General features: G+C 71.5%; 16 protein-coding genes. 10 read left to right on the forward strand and 6 right to left on the reverse strand.

Going from position 1 to position 17,113, the window contains the following annotated elements:
* Positions 1–96 precede the first annotated feature (96 nt).
* The gene (locus STRVI_RS06735) at positions 97–945 is read right to left on the reverse strand and encodes a lysozyme (protein WP_014054872.1); all 849 of its coding nucleotides are present in this window, start codon (positions 943–945) and stop codon (positions 97–99) included.
* 209 nt (positions 946–1,154) lie between these two features.
* Here STRVI_RS06735 and STRVI_RS06740 point away from each other — a divergent pair, with 209 nt between their 5' ends.
* Complete coding sequence (locus tag STRVI_RS06740) at positions 1,155–1,724, forward strand: MarR family winged helix-turn-helix transcriptional regulator (RefSeq protein ID WP_014054873.1); 570 nt, start codon at positions 1,155–1,157, stop codon at positions 1,722–1,724.
* 216 nt (positions 1,725–1,940) lie between these two features.
* Here the strand turns inward: STRVI_RS06740 and STRVI_RS06745 are convergent, their stop codons facing one another.
* A complete protein-coding gene (locus tag STRVI_RS06745; protein ID WP_014054874.1) occupies positions 1,941–2,711 on the reverse strand; it encodes a hypothetical protein in 771 nt (256 codons plus the stop codon).
* 389 nt (positions 2,712–3,100) lie between these two features.
* Between STRVI_RS06745 and STRVI_RS06750 the strand changes: the two genes are divergently transcribed.
* The 5 genes from STRVI_RS06750 (at position 3,101) to STRVI_RS06770 (ending at position 9,251) form a co-directional block, all read left to right on the forward strand.
* Complete coding sequence (locus tag STRVI_RS06750) at positions 3,101–6,292, forward strand: sensor histidine kinase (RefSeq protein ID WP_014054875.1); 3,192 nt, start codon at positions 3,101–3,103, stop codon at positions 6,290–6,292.
* On the forward strand, positions 6,289–6,774 hold the full coding sequence (locus tag STRVI_RS06755) for a roadblock/LC7 domain-containing protein (protein ID WP_014054876.1): 486 nt from the start codon (positions 6,289–6,291) through the stop codon (positions 6,772–6,774). The genes STRVI_RS06750 and STRVI_RS06755 overlap by 4 nt, the downstream gene beginning before the upstream one ends.
* A complete protein-coding gene (locus STRVI_RS06760; RefSeq protein WP_014054877.1) occupies positions 6,771–7,163 on the forward strand; it encodes a DUF742 domain-containing protein in 393 nt (130 codons plus the stop codon). Before STRVI_RS06755 ends, STRVI_RS06760 begins: the two co-directional genes overlap by 4 nt.
* 34 nt (positions 7,164–7,197) lie before the next feature.
* The gene (locus STRVI_RS06765; RefSeq protein WP_228054154.1) at positions 7,198–7,809 is read left to right on the forward strand and encodes a GTP-binding protein; all 612 of its coding nucleotides are present in this window, start codon (positions 7,198–7,200) and stop codon (positions 7,807–7,809) included.
* A gap of 77 nt (positions 7,810–7,886) precedes the next feature.
* Positions 7,887–9,251, forward strand: coding sequence for a styrene monooxygenase/indole monooxygenase family protein (locus STRVI_RS06770; protein ID WP_014054879.1), 1,365 nt, complete (start codon positions 7,887–7,889; stop codon positions 9,249–9,251).
* A gap of 20 nt (positions 9,252–9,271) precedes the next feature.
* Here the strand turns inward: STRVI_RS06770 and STRVI_RS06775 are convergent, their stop codons facing one another.
* From STRVI_RS06775 to STRVI_RS06790, 4 genes are all read right to left on the reverse strand, one after another.
* Complete coding sequence (locus STRVI_RS06775; protein ID WP_014054880.1) at positions 9,272–10,519, reverse strand: C40 family peptidase; 1,248 nt, start codon at positions 10,517–10,519, stop codon at positions 9,272–9,274.
* 127 nt (positions 10,520–10,646) lie between these two features.
* On the reverse strand, positions 10,647–10,913 hold the full coding sequence (locus tag STRVI_RS06780) for a hypothetical protein (RefSeq protein ID WP_014054881.1): 267 nt from the start codon (positions 10,911–10,913) through the stop codon (positions 10,647–10,649).
* 127 nt (positions 10,914–11,040) lie between these two features.
* On the reverse strand, positions 11,041–11,868 hold the full coding sequence (locus STRVI_RS06785; protein ID WP_014054882.1) for a TetR/AcrR family transcriptional regulator: 828 nt from the start codon (positions 11,866–11,868) through the stop codon (positions 11,041–11,043).
* A 191-nt stretch (positions 11,869–12,059) separates the two neighbouring features.
* Positions 12,060–12,989, reverse strand: coding sequence for an AurF N-oxygenase family protein (locus STRVI_RS06790; RefSeq protein WP_014054883.1), 930 nt, complete (start codon positions 12,987–12,989; stop codon positions 12,060–12,062).
* A 191-nt stretch (positions 12,990–13,180) separates the two neighbouring features.
* Here STRVI_RS06790 and STRVI_RS06795 point away from each other — a divergent pair, with 191 nt between their 5' ends.
* The 4 genes from STRVI_RS06795 (at position 13,181) to STRVI_RS06810 (ending at position 16,858) form a co-directional block, all read left to right on the forward strand.
* On the forward strand, positions 13,181–14,296 hold the full coding sequence (locus tag STRVI_RS06795) for a ferritin-like domain-containing protein (protein WP_014054884.1): 1,116 nt from the start codon (positions 13,181–13,183) through the stop codon (positions 14,294–14,296).
* 349 nt (positions 14,297–14,645) lie between these two features.
* Positions 14,646–15,158, forward strand: a complete 513-nt coding sequence (locus STRVI_RS06800) for a GNAT family N-acetyltransferase (RefSeq protein WP_014054885.1) — start codon at positions 14,646–14,648, stop codon at positions 15,156–15,158.
* Positions 15,159–15,292: 134 nt separating this feature from the next.
* Positions 15,293–16,579, forward strand: coding sequence for an MFS transporter (locus STRVI_RS06805; protein ID WP_014054886.1), 1,287 nt, complete (start codon positions 15,293–15,295; stop codon positions 16,577–16,579).
* A gap of 42 nt (positions 16,580–16,621) precedes the next feature.
* Positions 16,622–16,858: a hypothetical protein gene (locus tag STRVI_RS06810; protein WP_014054887.1), complete on the forward strand. Its 237-nt coding sequence runs from the start codon at positions 16,622–16,624 to the stop codon at positions 16,856–16,858.
* Positions 16,859–17,113 lie beyond the last annotated feature (255 nt).

Consider the following 17,113-nt stretch of genomic DNA (forward strand, 5'->3'; position numbering starts at 1 on the left):
GGCCGTAGGACGACCGACGCCCTCCAGCGTACAGACAGACCTGTCCGTACACCGGAGGGCGGACGCGCCGGATGTGGGGGGTGAGGAGGCGCGGGCTCAGCCGTTGGCGAGCGCCTGCAGCCGGTCCATGGCGCCGTTGAACTTGTTGTGGTCGCCGACCGTCGGGCCGGAGGAGGTGTACTGCCAGATGGTGTGGAAGCCCCAGCCCGCCGGAAGCTCGCCGACGGACGAGCCGTAGCGCGGAATCCACAGGGGGTTGACACCGCCGAAGGCGGCGGAGTTGCCCGTGCAGCTCTTCCACCAGCTCGTGGAGGTGTAGATCACCGGGTCGCGGCCGGTGCGCGCCTTGTAGGTGCTGTTGAAGGACTTGATCCAGTTGACCATCGCGCCGGCGCTCAGCCCGTAGCAGCTCGCGCCGTAGGGGTTGTACTCCATGTCGAGCGCGCCCGGCAGCGTCTTGCCGTCCTTGGACCAGCCGCCGCCGTGGTCCACGAAGTAGTTGGCCTGCGCGGCGCCGGTCGAGTTGTTCGGCAGGGCGAAGTGGTACGCGCCGCGGATCATGCCGACGTTGAGCGAGCCGTTGTACTGCTGGGCGAAGTTCGGGTTGGTGTAGCTCGTGCCCTCGGTCGCCTTGACGTAGGCGAACCGGACCCCGCTGCTCCACAGCGTCGCCCAGTTGACGTTGCCCTGGTGGCTGCTGACGTCCACGCCCTCGACGGTGGCGAGCAGCCCCGTGGGCGCCTCGCCGGCCGTGGATCCGCCCTCGTGCTTGAGTATCTGTGAACCCGCCCAGTCGTCCTCGGGGTGGGGGATGGCCTTGTCGCCCTGGCTCTGGGCGGCGAATGCCGCACCGGGCAGTGCGATGGTCATGGCGAGGAGAGCGGCGAGGAGTCCGATCAGCGCGCTGAGGGCGCGTCGGACCGAACCAGGTCTGTGCACGAGCATGGCGTTGCCTCCGAAGCCTCGGTGGGGGGAGAGAGGGACGTCAGATTGTTATGACCATGTCAGGACTGACGCTACGGGCGTAGATAGGCCGACGGAAGGGGGAGGGTGTGATGCCGTTGGTCTAATCCTGCGAAATACTGGTGGAGCTGCGGTAACAACCGCGCGTGGTAGAAACTTTCACGAAGTGAAAACCCGGAGAGGGCTCTGACGTGCACAACAACGCGGCACTGCCACCCGAACAGGGTGCGGGTGGCACCGTGGGCGGCATTGGTGTGGACCACGCATTCCTGGCTCTGGAGCGCGAATTGGCGGTTTTCCTCCGCAGAGCCCGAGCCGCTTCGGGGGAATTGGCCCGGGAGGTCCACCCGGAGCTCGAATCCGCCGCCTATGGCCTGCTGATGCGGCTGGAGGACGCGGGTCCGCAGCGCGCCACCGACCTCGCGGGCTTCGTGGGCGTCGGAAAGGCCACGATGAGCCGTCAGCTCCGCGCCCTTGAGGGGCTCGGGCTGGTGACGCGGACGCCCGATCCGGCGGACGGCCGGGCCTTTCTGGTGGAGTTGACCGAGGAGGGCCGCAGCCGCTTCAGCGCCGTACGGGTCGCCCGGCGGGCGCGCTACGCCCGCCGCCTCGCCGCGTGGGAGCGCGACGAGGTCGCCGAACTCGCCAGACTGCTGCACCGGTTGAACGCGGAGCAGGAGGCCGAGGACCCCGGTCAGGCGGCGCGGGCGGAGCAGGAGGCCGGGGATCCCGGTCAGGCGGCGCGGGCGACGCAGGAGTAAGGCGCTCATACCCGCCAGGATCGGCGACCCCCACGCATCCGGCGACGCGGACGTGGCAACCGCGCTACTCCGCCCCGGAGGCAGGGCAACCGCGCTACTCCGCCCTGGGGACGGGGCAATCGCGCTGCCTCGCCCCGGAGGCAGGGCCGCCGTGTCACCCCGCCCCGGAGGCATGGCGCCGTGTCGCCCCGCCCCGGAAGAGGGCGCCTCCGCCGGTCAGGGCTCCACGAAGACCACGGCCGCGTCGTCGTGGGTCTTGCCCCGCGGAAACGCCGTACCGTCCGGATCGGCGTGCTCGGCCGCCCGTACCCGGTCGATCAGCGCCTGCGGGCCTTCCTTGCGCAGCAGCGCGAAGCACTCGGCCCAGTCGCCCTCGCCGAACCGCTCCACCCAGCGCGTCGCGCCGTCGGTGAGCGCCGCCAGCGCCCGTACCTCGCCGCGCGGGAACTCCCCGGTGACGGCCTTGTCGGAGACCGTGGGGTCGGCGGCGGCGGTGAAGAAGCCGCCCTCCGCATTGCGCAGTGGGGCGAGCCGCCGGCCCTCGGCCCGCAGCCGGTCGATGCGGTCGTCCAGTACCGGAGTCACTCCGCCATGGGCCGGCTCGATGAGCAACACCGAGTCGGAGAGCACCAGATACTCGATGCGCTCGGCGCTCCAGCGCGCCGCGACCACGGTTGCCTGCGGAGTGAGATGGTGAGAAAGGTCACACGTTGAACCATGTGACGCGGCGGTTCGGGCGATCGCCTCGGAGAGGCACTGTGTCAGGGGCATATCCCGTCGCGAACCGGACAGTTCGAGCAGCGATCCGCCGAGGCGCGCGGTGAACCAGCTCACGCTGTGTACGCATCCGTCGTCGCCCGCGGGCGGGGTCACCCCGTCCAGAACCACCAGCGCACCGCCGGTCCCCGAGGCCGGAAGGGCTACCGATGCGTAGTCCTCGTTGGGATATTGCTGATCGCCGGGGGCGGTCGCGAGTTCGATGCGCATTCCCTCAGTCTGCCGGACCGCTGTTGATCACCGCCGCCGTGGTGAGCTGGGCGGGTGTTGGTCCGTACCAAATCCCGCGCCGGTTTCTCGGCTGCCTGATTGGGGAGGGATTGACACTTCTGGGAAGCTGCGGGTGGGCATCTTGTCAGGGCGGTGAGGTCTTTACCAATCCGCGTAAGGTGGCGGGTGGGTATGGCCGCGAGCCAAAGTTGGTGGTCAACTACCCAATGCGGTTCACTCGTTCGGGTGGCCGGGTGGGTGATGCATGCCCGCCCCAGACCCGTCCTGGAAGGGTCGGAATCCCTACCAGAGGTGGGGAAACACAATTGTTGATCCGTCGTCACCTCTGGTTCACAGAGCGGTCGGGCGAGAATGGATTGTGAGCACCGGTGCGGAAGAAGCGGCTTCGGGGCACCACGCGCGATGCGGTAAGCGAGCCACGCCAGGACGAGGCGACGCCGCGACGGCACACCGCACGAGTCCGTCGTCGGCTGACCACATCGGTCGCCCTCGTCTCCGTCGCCGTCCTCGGGGCCGGGACTCCCGCCGTCCTGCTCGCCCTCGATGACACCACCGACGCCCAGCGGCTCGTCGACCTCGCGGAGACCAACCGCGGCGCGGTGACCCTCGCCCACGCCCTCGCCGACGAGCGCGACGCCATGACGCGGTACGTCGCCGACGGGCGCACCACCGCCTCCGGCCGCGGGGTCTCCGAGGAGATGCGGGCCCGGGTCGACCGCCGCGTCCGCGAGGTGCGGGGGCAGGTCCCGGCCTCGGTCCGGCGGCTCCTCGACGCCCTGCCCGAAGTGCGGCAGCAGGCGCTGACCGGCAAGGGCTCGGCCGTCGACGTCTTCACCTCGTACACCCGGACCGTCCAGGCGCTGAACGGGATCACCGACACCCTCGCCCGCCGGCTCCCCGCCGACGCCGAGTCCGCCGCCACCGCCGCGCTGGCCCCGCTCGGCCGCGCGGTGGAGGAGGCGTCCGCCACCCGCGGACTGCTGCTGGCCGCGCTCGACGCGGGCGGCGGCCAGCCCACGCTGGTCTCCGCCGCCCAGCGGACCAACCTCCGCGAGCAGTCCGCGCTCGCCGACTTCGAGCAGCTCGCCCCGGCCGCCATGCGCGACGCCTACGGCCGCACCGTCAACGGCACCGAGGTCACCGACGCCGAGCGCTACCTCGCCCGGCTCACCGACCAGAACCGCTTCGCGGGCAATGACTTCTTCCTCGACAAGGACCGCGTCGAGGCCGGCCTGGCCACCCGGATCGACCGGATGCGCGGCGCGCAGTCCTCGCTGGCCTCCTCCGAGGCCGCCCAGCTCGCGCGGTTGCGGGACGACGAGGTCACCGACCTCGAGCTGCGCATCGGCATCGTCGGCGCCGCCCTGCTGGTCGCCCTCGGCGCCGGGGTGCACAGCGCCCGCTCGATGACCCGGCCGCTGGCCGCGCTGCGGCTCGGCGCCCGGCGGGTCGCGGCCGATCCGGCGGCCGAGGAGCCGGTCGCGTTCAAGGGCCGCGACGACGAGTACGCGGACGCCGTACGGGCCGTCAACGAACTCCACGCCAAGGCCGCGCAGGCGTACGAGCGGGTCGCCGAGCTGGAGACCGAGCGCACCCGGCTGGTCGGCGAGCGCCAGCGGATGGCCGATGAGCGGGACGGGCTGCGCGCCGAGCGGGACGCGGTCGCCACCCGGCTGGAGGGGCTGCGGGCCCGGGTCCACGGCAGCTTCGTCGGCCTCGCGCTGCGCTCGCTGGGCCTGATCGAGCGCCAGCTCGCCATCATCGAGTCCCAGGAGGAGCGGGAGCAGGACCCGGACCGCCTCGAGACGCTCTTCCAGCTCGACCACCTGGCCACCGGGATACGCCGCTACGGCGAGAACCTCCTGGTCATCGCGGGCTCCGAGCAGAAGGCCACCCACCCGGGGCCGGTGCCGCTGCTGGATGTGCTGCGCGCCTCGATCAGCGAGGTCGAGCGGTACGACCGGGTGCAGATCCAGGCGCTGCCGCCGCATGCCCAGGTCGCCGGGTTCGCCGCGGACAGCGTCAGCCACCTGATCGCCGAACTCCTGGAGAACGCGACATCGTTTTCTCCGCCGGACGCGGCGGTCCAGGTCTCCGGCTGGCTCCTGGAATCCGGTGAGGTCATGCTCTCCGTCCAGGACGAGGGCATCGGCATGATGCCCGAGCGGTTCCTGGAGCTGAACACCCGGCTCGCCGACCCGGTGCCGGAGTACTGCCAGGGCCCCCAGCCGGAGGACCCGCTGGGCCTTGGGCTGTATGTGGTGACGCGGCTCGCCGCGCGCCACGGCATCCGGGTGCAGTTGCGCGAGCAGCAGCCGGGCGGGGTGGCCGCCGTGGTCGTCCTCCCGACGAAGATCCTCCCGGCCGGTCAGCCCGGCTCCGGGCTGCCGCCCGCCCCGCCGGTGAGCGTGAGCGCGACGTTCGGCAGCACGGGACCGTCGTCCTTCCTGGGTTTCCCGGGGTCCGAGGCCGAGGCGAACTCCAACACGCTTCCCGGGCAGGCCCGTTCGGTCTCCCGGGACCAGGAGGGTGTGCCGAGCGCGGGCGCCGGCGCCGCGGTGGGCGTCGGTGTCGACGCCGAGCCGTCGGCCGAGCCGGTCGCGCCGCCCGCGGGGCCGGATCCGGCGCCCCAGGCCGCCGAGCCGGAGCCCGAGCCCCCGCTCGACCCGGAGCCCACGCCCGTCGATGCGGCCCCGGACTCCGAGCCGTCCGCTTCCTGGGCCGTCCCCGCCGGGCAGTGGGGGCAGACCGCGGACACGGGCCGTGACTACCCCATGGAGCCCACGCCGCCGCGCGGCCATCCGAGCCCGGGGAACGGCGGTGCGCTGCCCACCCTGCCCAAGCGCGTCCCCAAGTCGGCCCGGGCCGACGGACAGGACGGCGCACGGCGCGGCGCGGACGCACCGGCCACGGCATCCCAGGCCGCCCCGGCACCCCAGACGGCCCCGACCGCCCAGGTCGAGGAGCCGGAGGTACCGGCCGTGGAGCGGACGATGGAGCTGACCCTCCATCGCATGAGCCGCGAGAGCCATGAGGACCACGACGACCGCGAGGGCCGTGCGAGCCGTGAGGGCGGCGCGGACCGCGCCGACGGCGACGACCACGAGGACTTCGAGGACTTCGACCGGCGGTTCGGCGGCCCGGGCCACGGCATCCGCCCCGTCGGCGCGGACGCCTGGGGCCCGGCGGTCGGCGGCCCGACGGCGCAGGGCGGCCCGGCGGCGGCCGGTGAGCCGTCCCCCGTCGATCCGTACGCCATCGGCCCCGACCAGCACACCCGCCCGCAGGACCAGGCGGCGCGCACCGACAAGGGGCTTCCCAAACGCACACCGCGGAACCTGGCGCTCCGGGAGCCCGACCCACGGGAGCGGACCGGCTCGGTGAACGCGGAGGAGCTGCGGCGTCGGCTCGGTGGCTTTCAGCGCGGCGCCCGCGACGGACGCCGGGACGCCGCCGCCGAGGTCGCCGCCCGGGGCGAGCCCGCGCGGCGGCAACGGGGAACAGCAGGACAAACGGGGGCGCAGAACGTGGGTGGCACGGTTGAGGAGGCACGCGGGTGAATGCGCCCAGTAGTACGTACGGGTTGAGTCGCGAGGCCCGTAATCTGCACTGGTTGCTGGCCAACCTGGTCGAGGAGGTGCCGGGCGTCCGCTCGGTTGTGGTCGTCTCGACCGACGGGCTGATGCTGCTCTCCTCCGACACACGGCACCATGCCGCGTCGTCCGATCCGGCGGCACAGGACGGCCCCAAGGGCTCCAGTGCGGATCTCGCGACGATTGTCTCGGGGGTCGGCAGCCTCACGCTCGGCGCGGCGAAGCTGATGGACGCCGGCGGCGTCAAGCAGACGATGGTGGCGATGGACGAGGGCAGTCTGTTCGTCATGTCGATCAGCGACGGTTCGCTGCTCGGGGTGCATGCCACCCCCGACTGCGACATGACCGTCGTCGCCTACCACATGGCACTGTTCGTGGGCCGGGCCGGACATGTGCTCACCCCCGAACTCCGCAATGAACTACGCAGGTCGCTGGAGCACGCACAGTGACGACCGCCGGGTCCGGCCGGCCCGCCCGTAAACCCGCTCGCGTACGTCCGTACTCACTCACCGGCGGTCGCACCCGCTCCGGCCATGTGCTGCTGGTGGAGACCTTCGTGGCGTCGCTGGAGTCTCCGGACGGACCGCTCGACCCGGCTCCCAGCGGGTTGAACGCCCGGATGATGCCGGAGATCCGGGCGATCATCGAACTGTGCGACAGGATGCGCTCCGTCGCGGAGGTCTCCGCGATGCTCAAGATCCCACTCGGGGTGGTGCGCGTCCTGCTCAGCGACCTGGCCGACCAGGGAAAGATCCGCGTCTACGGCACCGGGCGGGGTCCCGGCCAGCCGGACCGCGCGTTGCTCGAAAGGGTGCTCAGTGGACTTCGCAGGCTCTGAGACGATCACGGCGACCCCGCCGGCGACGTCGGAGATACCCGGGGCCGGGATACCCGGGGCCGAGGAGGTGCTCCAGAGGTGGCAGACGGACCGCTCCCGCGCGCCGATCGCCACCAAGATCGTGATAGCGGGAGGGTTCGGGGTCGGCAAGACGACCTTCGTCGGCGCGGTTTCGGAGATCACTCCGCTGCAGACCGAGGCGCTGATGACGCAGGCCAGCGAGAGCGTGGACGACCTCGAGGCGACGCCGGAGAAGCTGACCACCACCGTCGCGATGGACTTCGGCCGGATCACGCTGGAGAACGATCTGGTCCTGTATCTCTTCGGCACCCCCGGCCAGCAGCGCTTCTGGTTCATGTGGGACGACCTGATGCGCGGGGCCATCGGCGCGGTGGTGATGGTCGACACCCGGCGCCTGGACGAGAGCTTCCCGGCGCTGGACTACTTCGAGAGCCTCGGTCTGCCGTATGTGGTGGCGGTCAACCACTTCGAGGGGACCCCGCTCTACGAGCCCGAGGATGTGCGGGACGCGCTCTCCGTGGCGTCCACGGTGCCGGTGGTGATGATGGACGCCCGGCGCCGGATCGCGGTCGTGGACGCGCTGCTGGCGCTGGTGAGACACGCCGTTGACGCCTCACCCGAGTGACGTAACCTCAGCTCCGCCCGCGGGAAGGAATGCTCCATTCCCTTTACCGGTCCGAGCTTGAGGGAGAGTCGACAGCCATGCGGAAGATACTCATCGTGGGTGCCGGTCAGTCCGGCCTCCAACTCGCTCTCGGCCTGCAGTCCAAGGGCTACGAGATCACGCTGATGTCCAACCGGACGTCCGATGAGATCCGCGGCGGACGGGTGATGTCCACCCAGTGCATGTTCCACACCGCGCTGGGCCATGAGCGCGATCTGGAGCTCAACTTCTGGGAGGAGCGGGCGCCGCGGGTCGAGGGCCTCGGGGTCTCCGTCGCCGGGCCGCCGGCTTCCGAGGGCCAGGCCCATCCGCGGGTCATCGACTGGGTCGGCCGGCTGGACGGCCACGCCCAGTCCGTCGACCAGCGGATCAAGATGGCCGGCTGGATGGAGACGTTCGAGCAGCGCGGCGGCCAGGTGGTCGTCCACGGCGCCGCCGTCTCCGACCTGGACGTCCTCGACAGAAAGTACGACCTGGCGCTGGTGGCCGCGGGCAAGGGCGAACTGGTCTCGCTCTTCGGCCGGGACGCCGCCCGCTCCCCGTACGACACTCCGCGGCGCGCCCTCGCGGTGGCCTATGTGCACGGGCTCGGCCCGCGCCCCGAACACCCCGGCATCGAGGCGGTGCGCTGCAATCTCGTCCCCGGCGTCGGCGAGCTGTTCGTGATGCCCGCGCTCACCACCACCGGCCGCGCCGACATCCTCTTCTGGGAGGGCGTCCCGGGCGGTCCGGTCGACGCCTTCCAGGGCATCACCGACCCCTCGGAGCATCTGGCGCGCGTCCTGGAGCTGATGGAGCGGTTCACGCCCTGGGAGTACGCGCGCGCCACCAAGGTCGAGCTGACGGACGCGGGCGGCACGCTGTCCGGGGGGTACGCCCCGACCGTGCGCAACCCGGTCGCGCGGCTGCCGGGCGGCGGGCTGGTCCTGGGCGTCGCCGATGTGGTGGTGGCCAACGACCCGATCACCGGGCAGGGCGCCAATTCGGCGGCCAAGTGCGCGGCGGCCTATCTGGAGAGCATCGTCGAGCACGGCGACCGGCCGTTCGACGAGGAGTGGATGCGGACGACCTTCGACCGCTACTGGGAGTCCGCACGGCACGTCACCAAGTGGACCAACGCGATGCTGGGCCCGCCGCCGGAGTACATCGTGGACCTCCTCGGGGCGGGGGCCGCCTTCCCCGCCGTCGCCCACCGCATCGCCAATGGCTTCGACGACCCCTCCGACTTCGAGAACTTCTTCTACGAGCCGGAGAAGACGGCCGCCTATCTGGACGAGGTCAGGAAAGAGGCCGAGGCCGCGGAGGGTGAAGCCGGGGCCTGTGGGGGAGCTGAGGTCTGTGAGGAGGCCGGGGCCGACGACCGGGCCGGGGCCGAGGCCAGGGCGGGCCGGTACGTCGGCTGACACCGGCGTCGCCGGGGCGCTCAGCGCTTGGCCACGGTGGCCGGACCCGGGCGCACCGCGCCGTGCAGCGGATTGGAGGCGAGCGGGGAGAGCTTCACCCGCTGGCCGGGGCGCGGCGCCTGGACCACCTGGCCGTTGCCCGCGTACATCGCCACATGGCTCGCACCCTTGTAGTAGATCACCAAATCGCCGGGGCGCAGCTTGTTGAGCGGCACCCGTGGAAGTTGGCGCCACTGCTCCTGGCTGGTGCGCGGAATGAGCCGCCCGGCATACGCCCAGGCGGAGGAGGTCAGCCCCGAGCAGTCGAAGGAGTTCGGCCCCTCGGCGCCCCAGACGTACGGCTTGCCGATCTGGTTCAGCGCATAGGTGAGCGCCCGCTTCCCGGCCTCCGCGGTCGCCGTTCCGGGGCGGCCGGGGGCCGGGCGCGGGCCGGGCGCGGTGACGGTGGCGACCGGGGCGGGGGTGCCCGGGGCGGGGGTGCCCGCGGGGGTGGCCCGTCCGCTTCCGGGGGCCGGGGCCGGGGCCGGGGTGGTGCGGGTGCCGCCGTCTGTGGCGGGGGCGTCCGGCGAGGCGCCGTTCGCGGGGCCGAGCGCCCCGGAGCCGAGCAGTTTGCGCTGCGCCTTCGCGGTCTCCTGGCGCTCGCGCTGCGCCACCTGGGCGATCTGGCGGGCGCTGAGCGCGGCGAGCAGCTTCTCGATGGAGTGGAGCTTTTTCTCCACCTTGTCCCGCTGTTTCTTTCGTTTCGCCGTCAGGGAGAGCTGTTTGTCCAGCGCGGTCCGGGCCCGGGTGGCGATGGTGTCGGCGTGCCGCTCGCCCCTGGTCAGCCGCTGCATCAGGGCGGCCTCGCGGCCCGCCGCCCGCTCCAGCTCACGGGCCTCGTCGGCGGCGCTCTCCGGGTGGGGGGTGAGCAGGGTCAGCAGAAAGGTGTAGGAGGAGAGCGTGCTGTGGCCCTGGTACTGCTGGCGGGCCAGCCGTCCCGCGTCGTCGTGGCTGTCGGCGAGCTCCGTACGGGCGTGCATGAGCTCGGTCGTGAGCTCCCTGGTTCTGGTGCGCTGCTTGCGCAGCTTCTCCTCGGTCGCGTTGTACGTCTCCGTCGCCTCCTCGGCCTTCCGGTACAGCGTCTTGAGCTGCGTCAGCAGCTCGGACACGGACCGGTCGGCGGGGCGGGAGGGGGCGGCCGTCGCCGTCGCCGCCGGAACGGCGGGTACCAGCGCGGCGGTCGCCGTGATCGCCGCCGCCCAGACCGAGCCCACGATCCTTCCTGACACGTGATCACCTCCGGCTCACTGACGCCTCTGTTCGGCGTCCAGCTCAGCAGGATCGTGGCATGACGTTCGTATCTTCAGGAGAATTGTGGGCGAGTCGGGTGAATATGGTCACCCGTCCGGCGGGCCGTCAGCTCGGCTTGGACCACGGCCACTTCAGCCCGCCGCCCGGTTTTCCCTCCGGGTCGTACTCATAGGCCCAGCCCCGGACCAGGCCCAGCCGCTTGGACGTGGCGGCCGGAACCCTGCGGTAGACATGCACCGTCGGCGGTGCGCCCGCCTCGTTCTCCACCGGCACCTCGTAGGTCTTCGGCGGCTGGCCGGTGAGGCCGACCAGCACCGGCAGCACCCGGCCGTCCAGCGGCCCGCCCACAAAGGGCGTCTCCTCGCTTCTCACCGCACCAGTCTCACAGCATCGCCCGCGCCCCGGCCGTCACCGGCCGCGCCCCCCACAGCAGTCACCGATCGTCCCCGTCACAGCGGTCACCCACCGCATCCATCACGGCTGTCACCGATCGCACCCGTCACAGCAGATGCGACGCCTCGCCCAGCGCGGGCACAACACGGCGTGCCAGCCGCCCCACCAGGCCCTCGGCGGGCTCCATGATGAGCGCGGCCCGTATCACCCGGGCCGCCTGCGGATCGGTGGTCGCGGTGGCGGTCAGCATCGCCACGAACTGGTCCACCAGCCAGTCGCGGAGCTCCTCCACCGGCGGCTGCTTCTCCTCGTCCAGCCAGATCAACGAGGCCGCCTCGACGGCCGTGATCCAGGTGCGCACCATCATCCGCAGCCGCGCACCGGGCTCCTTGACCGCCAGATGGAGCAGAATCTCCTCGGCCGCCGCCCGCCGCACCTCGTCCACGATCGCGTTCGTCCGCGAGGTCTCGACCACGCTGCCGCTCTGCAACAGCGCGCTGAACCCCGCGTCGTGCTTGTCCACGAAGGCCAGATAGCGGTCCAGCACCCGGCTCAGCCGGCGGCTGAGCGGACCGCTCCTGGGCTCCGCGAAGCACAGTTCCAGCTCATCGGCGGCGCTGCGCAGCGCCGCCTCGTACAACTGCTGCTTACCGCCCGGGAAGTAGCGGTAGACCAGCGGACGGGAGGCACCGGCGGCCAAGGCCACATCGTCCAGCGACACGTCCTCGGGCGCGCGGTGGGCGAAGAGGCCGAGCGCGGCGGTGAGGAGTTCGGCCCGCCGCGCCTCGACGCTCAGCCTGCGGTAGCTCCCCCGCCGGGCGGCCGGCGGGCGGGCGGTGGCCGGGGGTTCCGCCGCCGGGCGTGCGGCGGCGCTCGCCTCCGCCGGGGGTGTCGCCTCCGGGGGCGCCGAAGCGGTGCCGCTGCCTGTCGTCATGCCTGGCAGCGTAACCGGCCATCGTGACGAAGCGGATGCCCCCTTGGTCCCGGCCCGATGTCGGGCGGAGGCGACGACGAGTCCATCACCGTCCACCTCGGTGGCCCCTCGTGGGTCCCGGCCCGGGGCCGCCTTGGGGCCCGAGGCGGTATCCCCTCGGGTCCCGGCCCCGCACCGCCTTGGGCCCGGCCCTAGGCCAGGAGCCCCGAGCTCTTCCACAGTCGGCGGCCCACGCCCCGCATCACCCCGACGTCGTCGAGGAATTCGGTCAGCTTGCCGGCGCCGCTGCGCATCACCTCACGGCGATGGGCGCTGGCCCGCACTTGAGCGACGGCCGCGCGCCGGTCGAGCCCCACGTCCGAATAGACCTTGGGGTTGATGAACGCCTGCGAGAAGATCCGGGAGAACTCGCCCGACCCGATCCGGGTCAGCTCCGCCTCCCAGCGCGGCGCCCGCAGCATCTGGCGGCGCAGCTCCTCGCGTGCGTACCGCACATGGCGCGCCTCCTCGACCACATGGATCCGGGTCACCCCGCGCACCAGCGGCTGCACGCGCTCGTCGGGGAAGGTCAGCCGCTGCATCCAGTCCAGGATCTCCTCACCGAGGAGGGTCGCGGTGAACGAACCGGGCGTGGTGGAGATCGCCTTGAAGATCCGGCCCAGATTGTGGTGGAGCCGGGTGACCGGATAGGCCGGGGTGCCGCTCTTGGTGATCAGCCGCGCGAACATCTTGGAGTGGCGGCATTCGTCGGCGATCTCGGTGAGCGCGTACCGCACATGGGCGCTGGTCGCGGGCTTGTCGTAGATGTGCCGGGTCATGAGCTGGATGAGGATGATCTCGAACCATATGCCCAGGGAGGCGAGCGCCGCCGCCTCGTGCCGGGCCAGCAGTTGCCGCTGCTCCTCGGGCATCCGCCGCCACATGGGGGTGTCGTAGAGCGAGACCAGCTCCGGTGGCCAGAACCACTTGCCGGGCTCGAACGGCGCGTCCCAGTCGAGTTCGGTGTCGGGGTCGAAGGAGTGCCTGGCGGAGGACTCGAGCAGTCGCTCCGCGACCCGTTCGCGGTCCTTGATCAGCCCGAGCGCGTCCCGGAGCGCGGGGGGTTCGGTCGTGGTGGTCATCGCTGAGGGCACCTCACTGGTGGCTCGGACAAACGCCGGTGGGATGGGTTACCGGTGGATATCTCTTATGAGACTCTGTGTCAGCAACGGCGTCAATCCCTTGAGGAGGTCTTATTGACCGGCGAGTAACGGTCATGTGAGCCTGCCGAGTACGCATCCGTTCACGGGGGAGCGAGGCGAAGGAGGCGTCGGTGTCGACGCAAGAGCTCTACGCGATGGATCCCGGGGACCCCCTGTGGCAGGTGCCCGCCGGTGGCGCCGCCCGATTCAACTGGGAGTACGACGACCACCGGGCCCGGCTGCTCGCCCTCTACCAGAAGGGCAAGGACAAGCAGTGGGACGCGGCCAAGCGCATCGACTGGGGCCTGGAGGTGGATCCGAACGACCCCCTGGGCACCCCCGATGAGTCGCTCGCCCTCTACGGCACCCGCCACTGGGACCGGATGACCGAACGGGACAAGGGCGAGCTGCGGCATCACGTCGCCGCCTGGCAGTTCAGCCAGTTCCTCCACGGCGAACAGGGCGCGATGGTGTGCGCGGCCCGGATCGTCGAGGCCGCGCCCGACCTCGACGCGAAGTTCTACTCCGCCACCCAGACCATGGACGAGGCGCGCCACGCCGAGCTCTACAGCCGCTTCCTGCACGACAAGCTCGGCACGTTCTACCCCATCAACACCGATCTGCGGACCCTCCTCGGCGACACCCTCCGCGACTCCCGCTGGGACATGGCCTATCTGGGCATGCAGGTGCTCATCGAGGGCCTGGCGCTCGCCGCGTTCGGCCTCATCCGCGACACCACCGACAAGCCGCTGCCCCAGCAGATCCTCGCCTACGTCATGCAGGACGAGGCCCGCCATGTCGCCTTCGGCCGGATGGCCCTGCGCGACTACTACCGGCAGTTGAGCGACGCGGAGCTGCGGGAGCGCGAGGAGTTCGTCATCGAGGGCTGCTACCTGATGCGCGACCGGCTGCGCGGGGTGGAGGTCCTGGAGAACTTCGGCATCCCGAAGGCCGAGGCCGAGGAGTACTGCGAGCAGTCGCCGTTCCTGCATATGTTCCGCAAGCTGCTGTTCAGCCGGATCGTCCCCTGTGTGAAGGACATCGGGCTGTGGGGCGAGCGGCTCCAGCGGGCGTACGTCGACATGGGCGTGCTGGAGCTGGGCGACAGCAACCTCGACCTGCTGATGAGCCAGGATGAGGAACTCGCCGAGCGGCTGGACGAACGGCGCTTCGCGGCGGAGGAGGCGGCGCGCACGGGCGAGGTCGAGGAGGCGATCGCCGAGGGCGCGGCCGAGGCCGAGGCATGAGGACGCGTGGGGCCGCGTGAGGCGTGAGGCCGGATGGGACCTCGTGGGGCCGCGTGAGGCGTGAGGCGTGAGGCCGGATGGGACCTCGTGGGGCCGCGTGAGGCGTGAGGCCAGATGAGATCTCGCGAAACCGCGTGAGACCTCGTGGCCCCCTCAACCTCCCCTCGAATCAGTGTTCTTGGTAGGTTCTTGATCATCGCCAACGGAGAAGGCCGAGGTCATTGGGGTGACCTCGGTCCGGTGGCGTTCATATGCCTTCATATGAAGGAACGAAGGAACGGCCGAAGGGTGCTCTCCACGGCGGTGGGGGGCACACCTTTGTTCCGGCGTTCCGGAGGATGATGGTGGGGTGCGGATTCGAACGAGCACCAGTGAAGAGCTCCCCGTCCTCCAGGACATAGAGCGCGCCGCCGGACTCTGCTTCCGGGACGTCGGGATGGACGAAGTCGCCGATGACGAGCCCCTGAGCCTGGAGGAGCTGAGCCGCTACCAGCGGGCCGGACGGGCCTGGGTCGCGGTGGACGACGCCGACCGGGCGATGGCGTATCTGATCACCGACCCCGTGGACGGAAACGTCCACATCGAGCAGATCTCGGTCCACCCCGACAGCGCCCGCCGTGGCGTGGGCCGGGCCCTGATCGACCACATCGCGGTACGGGCCGCCGACGACGGCGTCCCCGCGCTCACCCTGACCACCTTCGTCGACGTGGCCTGGAACGCCCCGTACTACGCCGCACGCTGCGGCTTCCGGACCCTGGCCGAGGCCGAGCTGACCCCCGGCCTCCGGGAGATCCGGCGCTGCGAGGCGGGCCACGGGCTGGACCGCTGGCCACGGGTGTGCATGCGCAGGGATGTGGGGTAGCGGGGAGGCCGAGGTGGGGTGAGGCGGCAGAGGTGGCGCGGGGCGGCGAGGTGGCCGCGGCGCGGTAACGGGGCGGGGGAGGCCGACGAGGCCAGGGTGTTGTTCCCGCAGGGGCACAGCAGTTCGCTCAAGGCATGTCCAATAGCACGGAACTCACCGCTCCGGCAGGCACATCCGGGTCACCTCCGGTGGTGCGCTCGCCGCTCAGGGCCTGGCTCGCCGTCGCCGCCGTCGCGGTCGGCACCTTCTCGGTGGTCACCACCGAGATGCTGCCGGTCGGCCTGCTGACATCGATCGGCTCCGCGCTCGGCGTCTCGGACGGTACGGCGGGCCTGGCCATGACCGTGCCCGGGCTGGTCGCCGCGTTCGCCGCCCCGTTGCTCACCGTCACCGTCGGCCGCTTCGACCGGCGGCTGGTGCTGTGCGGTCTGATGGGGCTGCTGGCCGTGGCCAATCTGCTGTCCGCGTTCGCGTCCGGCTTCGCCGTCCTGCTGTTCGCCCGGGTGCTGGTCGGGGTGAGCATCGGCGGGGTGTGGTCGATCGCGGGCGGGCTCGCGGTGCGGCTGGTGCCCGAGCGGTCCACGGGCCACGCCACCACGCTGATCTTCAGCGGTATCGCGGTGGCCTCGGTGCTCGGGGTGCCGACCGGGACGCTCCTCGGCGATCTGGTCCACTGGCGGGTCGCGTTCGCCGCCATCGCCGCGCTGTCGCCGGCCGTGGCCGCCGCCATGGCCGTCCCCCTGCCGCCGTTGCCCATGGCCGGGACGATTTGGCTGCGCGAGGTGCCCGGGCTGTTCCGCAACGTCCGGCTGCGGACCGGCCTCATCACCACACTGCTGCTGGTCACCGGCCACTTCGGGGCCTACACCTACGTCCGCCCGGTGCTCGAGGACGTCGCCGGGGTCGGAACGGGCCTGATCAGCATGCTGCTGCTGGCGTACGGCGTGGCGGGCATCGCCGGGAACTTCCTGGCCGGCACCACCGCCCACCGCGATCCACGCCGCACCCTCATGGTCATCTTCACCCTGCTCGCGGCGGCCGAGCTGCTGATCCCGGTCGCCGGTGCCACGACGGCGGGGGCGGCCGTACTGCTGCTGGTGTGGGGCCTGGCGTACGGCGGGGTGTCGGTGACCTGCCAGACCTGGGCGCTGCGCGCGGCGCCGGACGCGCGGGAGGCGGCGTCGGCGCTGTTCGTCGGGGTCTTCAACGTGGCGATAGGGCTGGGCGCACTGCTCGGCGGCCGGGCGGCGGACGTGATCGCGGCCCCCAGCGTGATGTGGTTCGGGGGCGCGCTGGCGGTCCTCGCCCTGGCGAACATGGCGCTCTTCGGCAGCCGGGGGGCCGTCGCGGCGTCCGGCCGGACGGGGGCCTCCTCAGGCCATGGGGCCACGTCAAGCCAGGTGGACCAGGCGCTCAGGTGAGACCCTGAACCCAGGGGACTCGTCTGCGCGGGAGTGGGTCCGATGGCAGTGAGCATGCATGTGGTCTGGAGCAAATGCGAGCCGGGACGCGTCATCTACGAGACGCATGCGATCGAGACGGTCACCGACGGCTCGGGCGTCCACGCGACCGTCGACAGCCACACGTATGAGATCTCCGTGCGCAGCCGTGCCCAGGCGGAGTCCATCGCGGACGAGGAGGGCTACGAGCTGTACCGGAAGGGCGAGGCGTGGGAGAGCCTCCCCGAGGAGGAGGAATGAGCGGGAGGAATAAGAAGGAGCAGCGCCCGGGGGCGCTGCTCCTTCCCTCTGGACGCCGCTGACCTGACGGGCCTGCCGTCGCCTGACGGCCTGCCGTCGTCGCGTAGAGCCTTCAGCGGGGGCCCCGGAGCTTGAGACGACGGGGCCGCCGCTAGCTCCGGGGCCCGGTTGAGACGACGGGGTCGCCGCTAGCTCCGGGGCCGGGGACGGACCGCCTCAAGTTCCGTGCGGAGGCGGGGTCGCCTCAAGCTCGGG

Origin of the sequence: Streptomyces violaceusniger Tu 4113 (genome assembly GCF_000147815.2) — a bacterium.
Lineage (GTDB): Bacteria > Actinomycetota > Actinomycetes > Streptomycetales > Streptomycetaceae > Streptomyces > Streptomyces violaceusniger_A.

Bases quoted from the DNA above. Each gene is read 5' to 3' on its own strand.
- STRVI_RS06745 (WP_014054874.1), bottom strand. From the start codon at position 2,711: ATGCGCATCGAACTCGCGACCGCCCCCGGCGATCAGCAATATCCCAAC.
- STRVI_RS06785 (WP_014054882.1), bottom strand. From the start codon at position 11,868: ATGACGACAGGCAGCGGCACCGCTTCGGCGCCCCCGGAGGCGACACCC.
- STRVI_RS06790 (WP_014054883.1), bottom strand. From the start codon at position 12,989: ATGACCACCACGACCGAACCCCCCGCGCTCCGGGACGCGCTCGGGCTG.
- STRVI_RS06735 (WP_014054872.1), bottom strand. From the start codon at position 945: ATGCTCGTGCACAGACCTGGTTCGGTCCGACGCGCCCTCAGCGCGCTG.
- STRVI_RS06805 (WP_014054886.1), top strand. From the start codon at position 15,293: ATGTCCAATAGCACGGAACTCACCGCTCCGGCAGGCACATCCGGGTCA.
- STRVI_RS06810 (WP_014054887.1), top strand. From the start codon at position 16,622: ATGGCAGTGAGCATGCATGTGGTCTGGAGCAAATGCGAGCCGGGACGC.
- STRVI_RS06770 (WP_014054879.1), top strand. From the start codon at position 7,887: ATGCGGAAGATACTCATCGTGGGTGCCGGTCAGTCCGGCCTCCAACTC.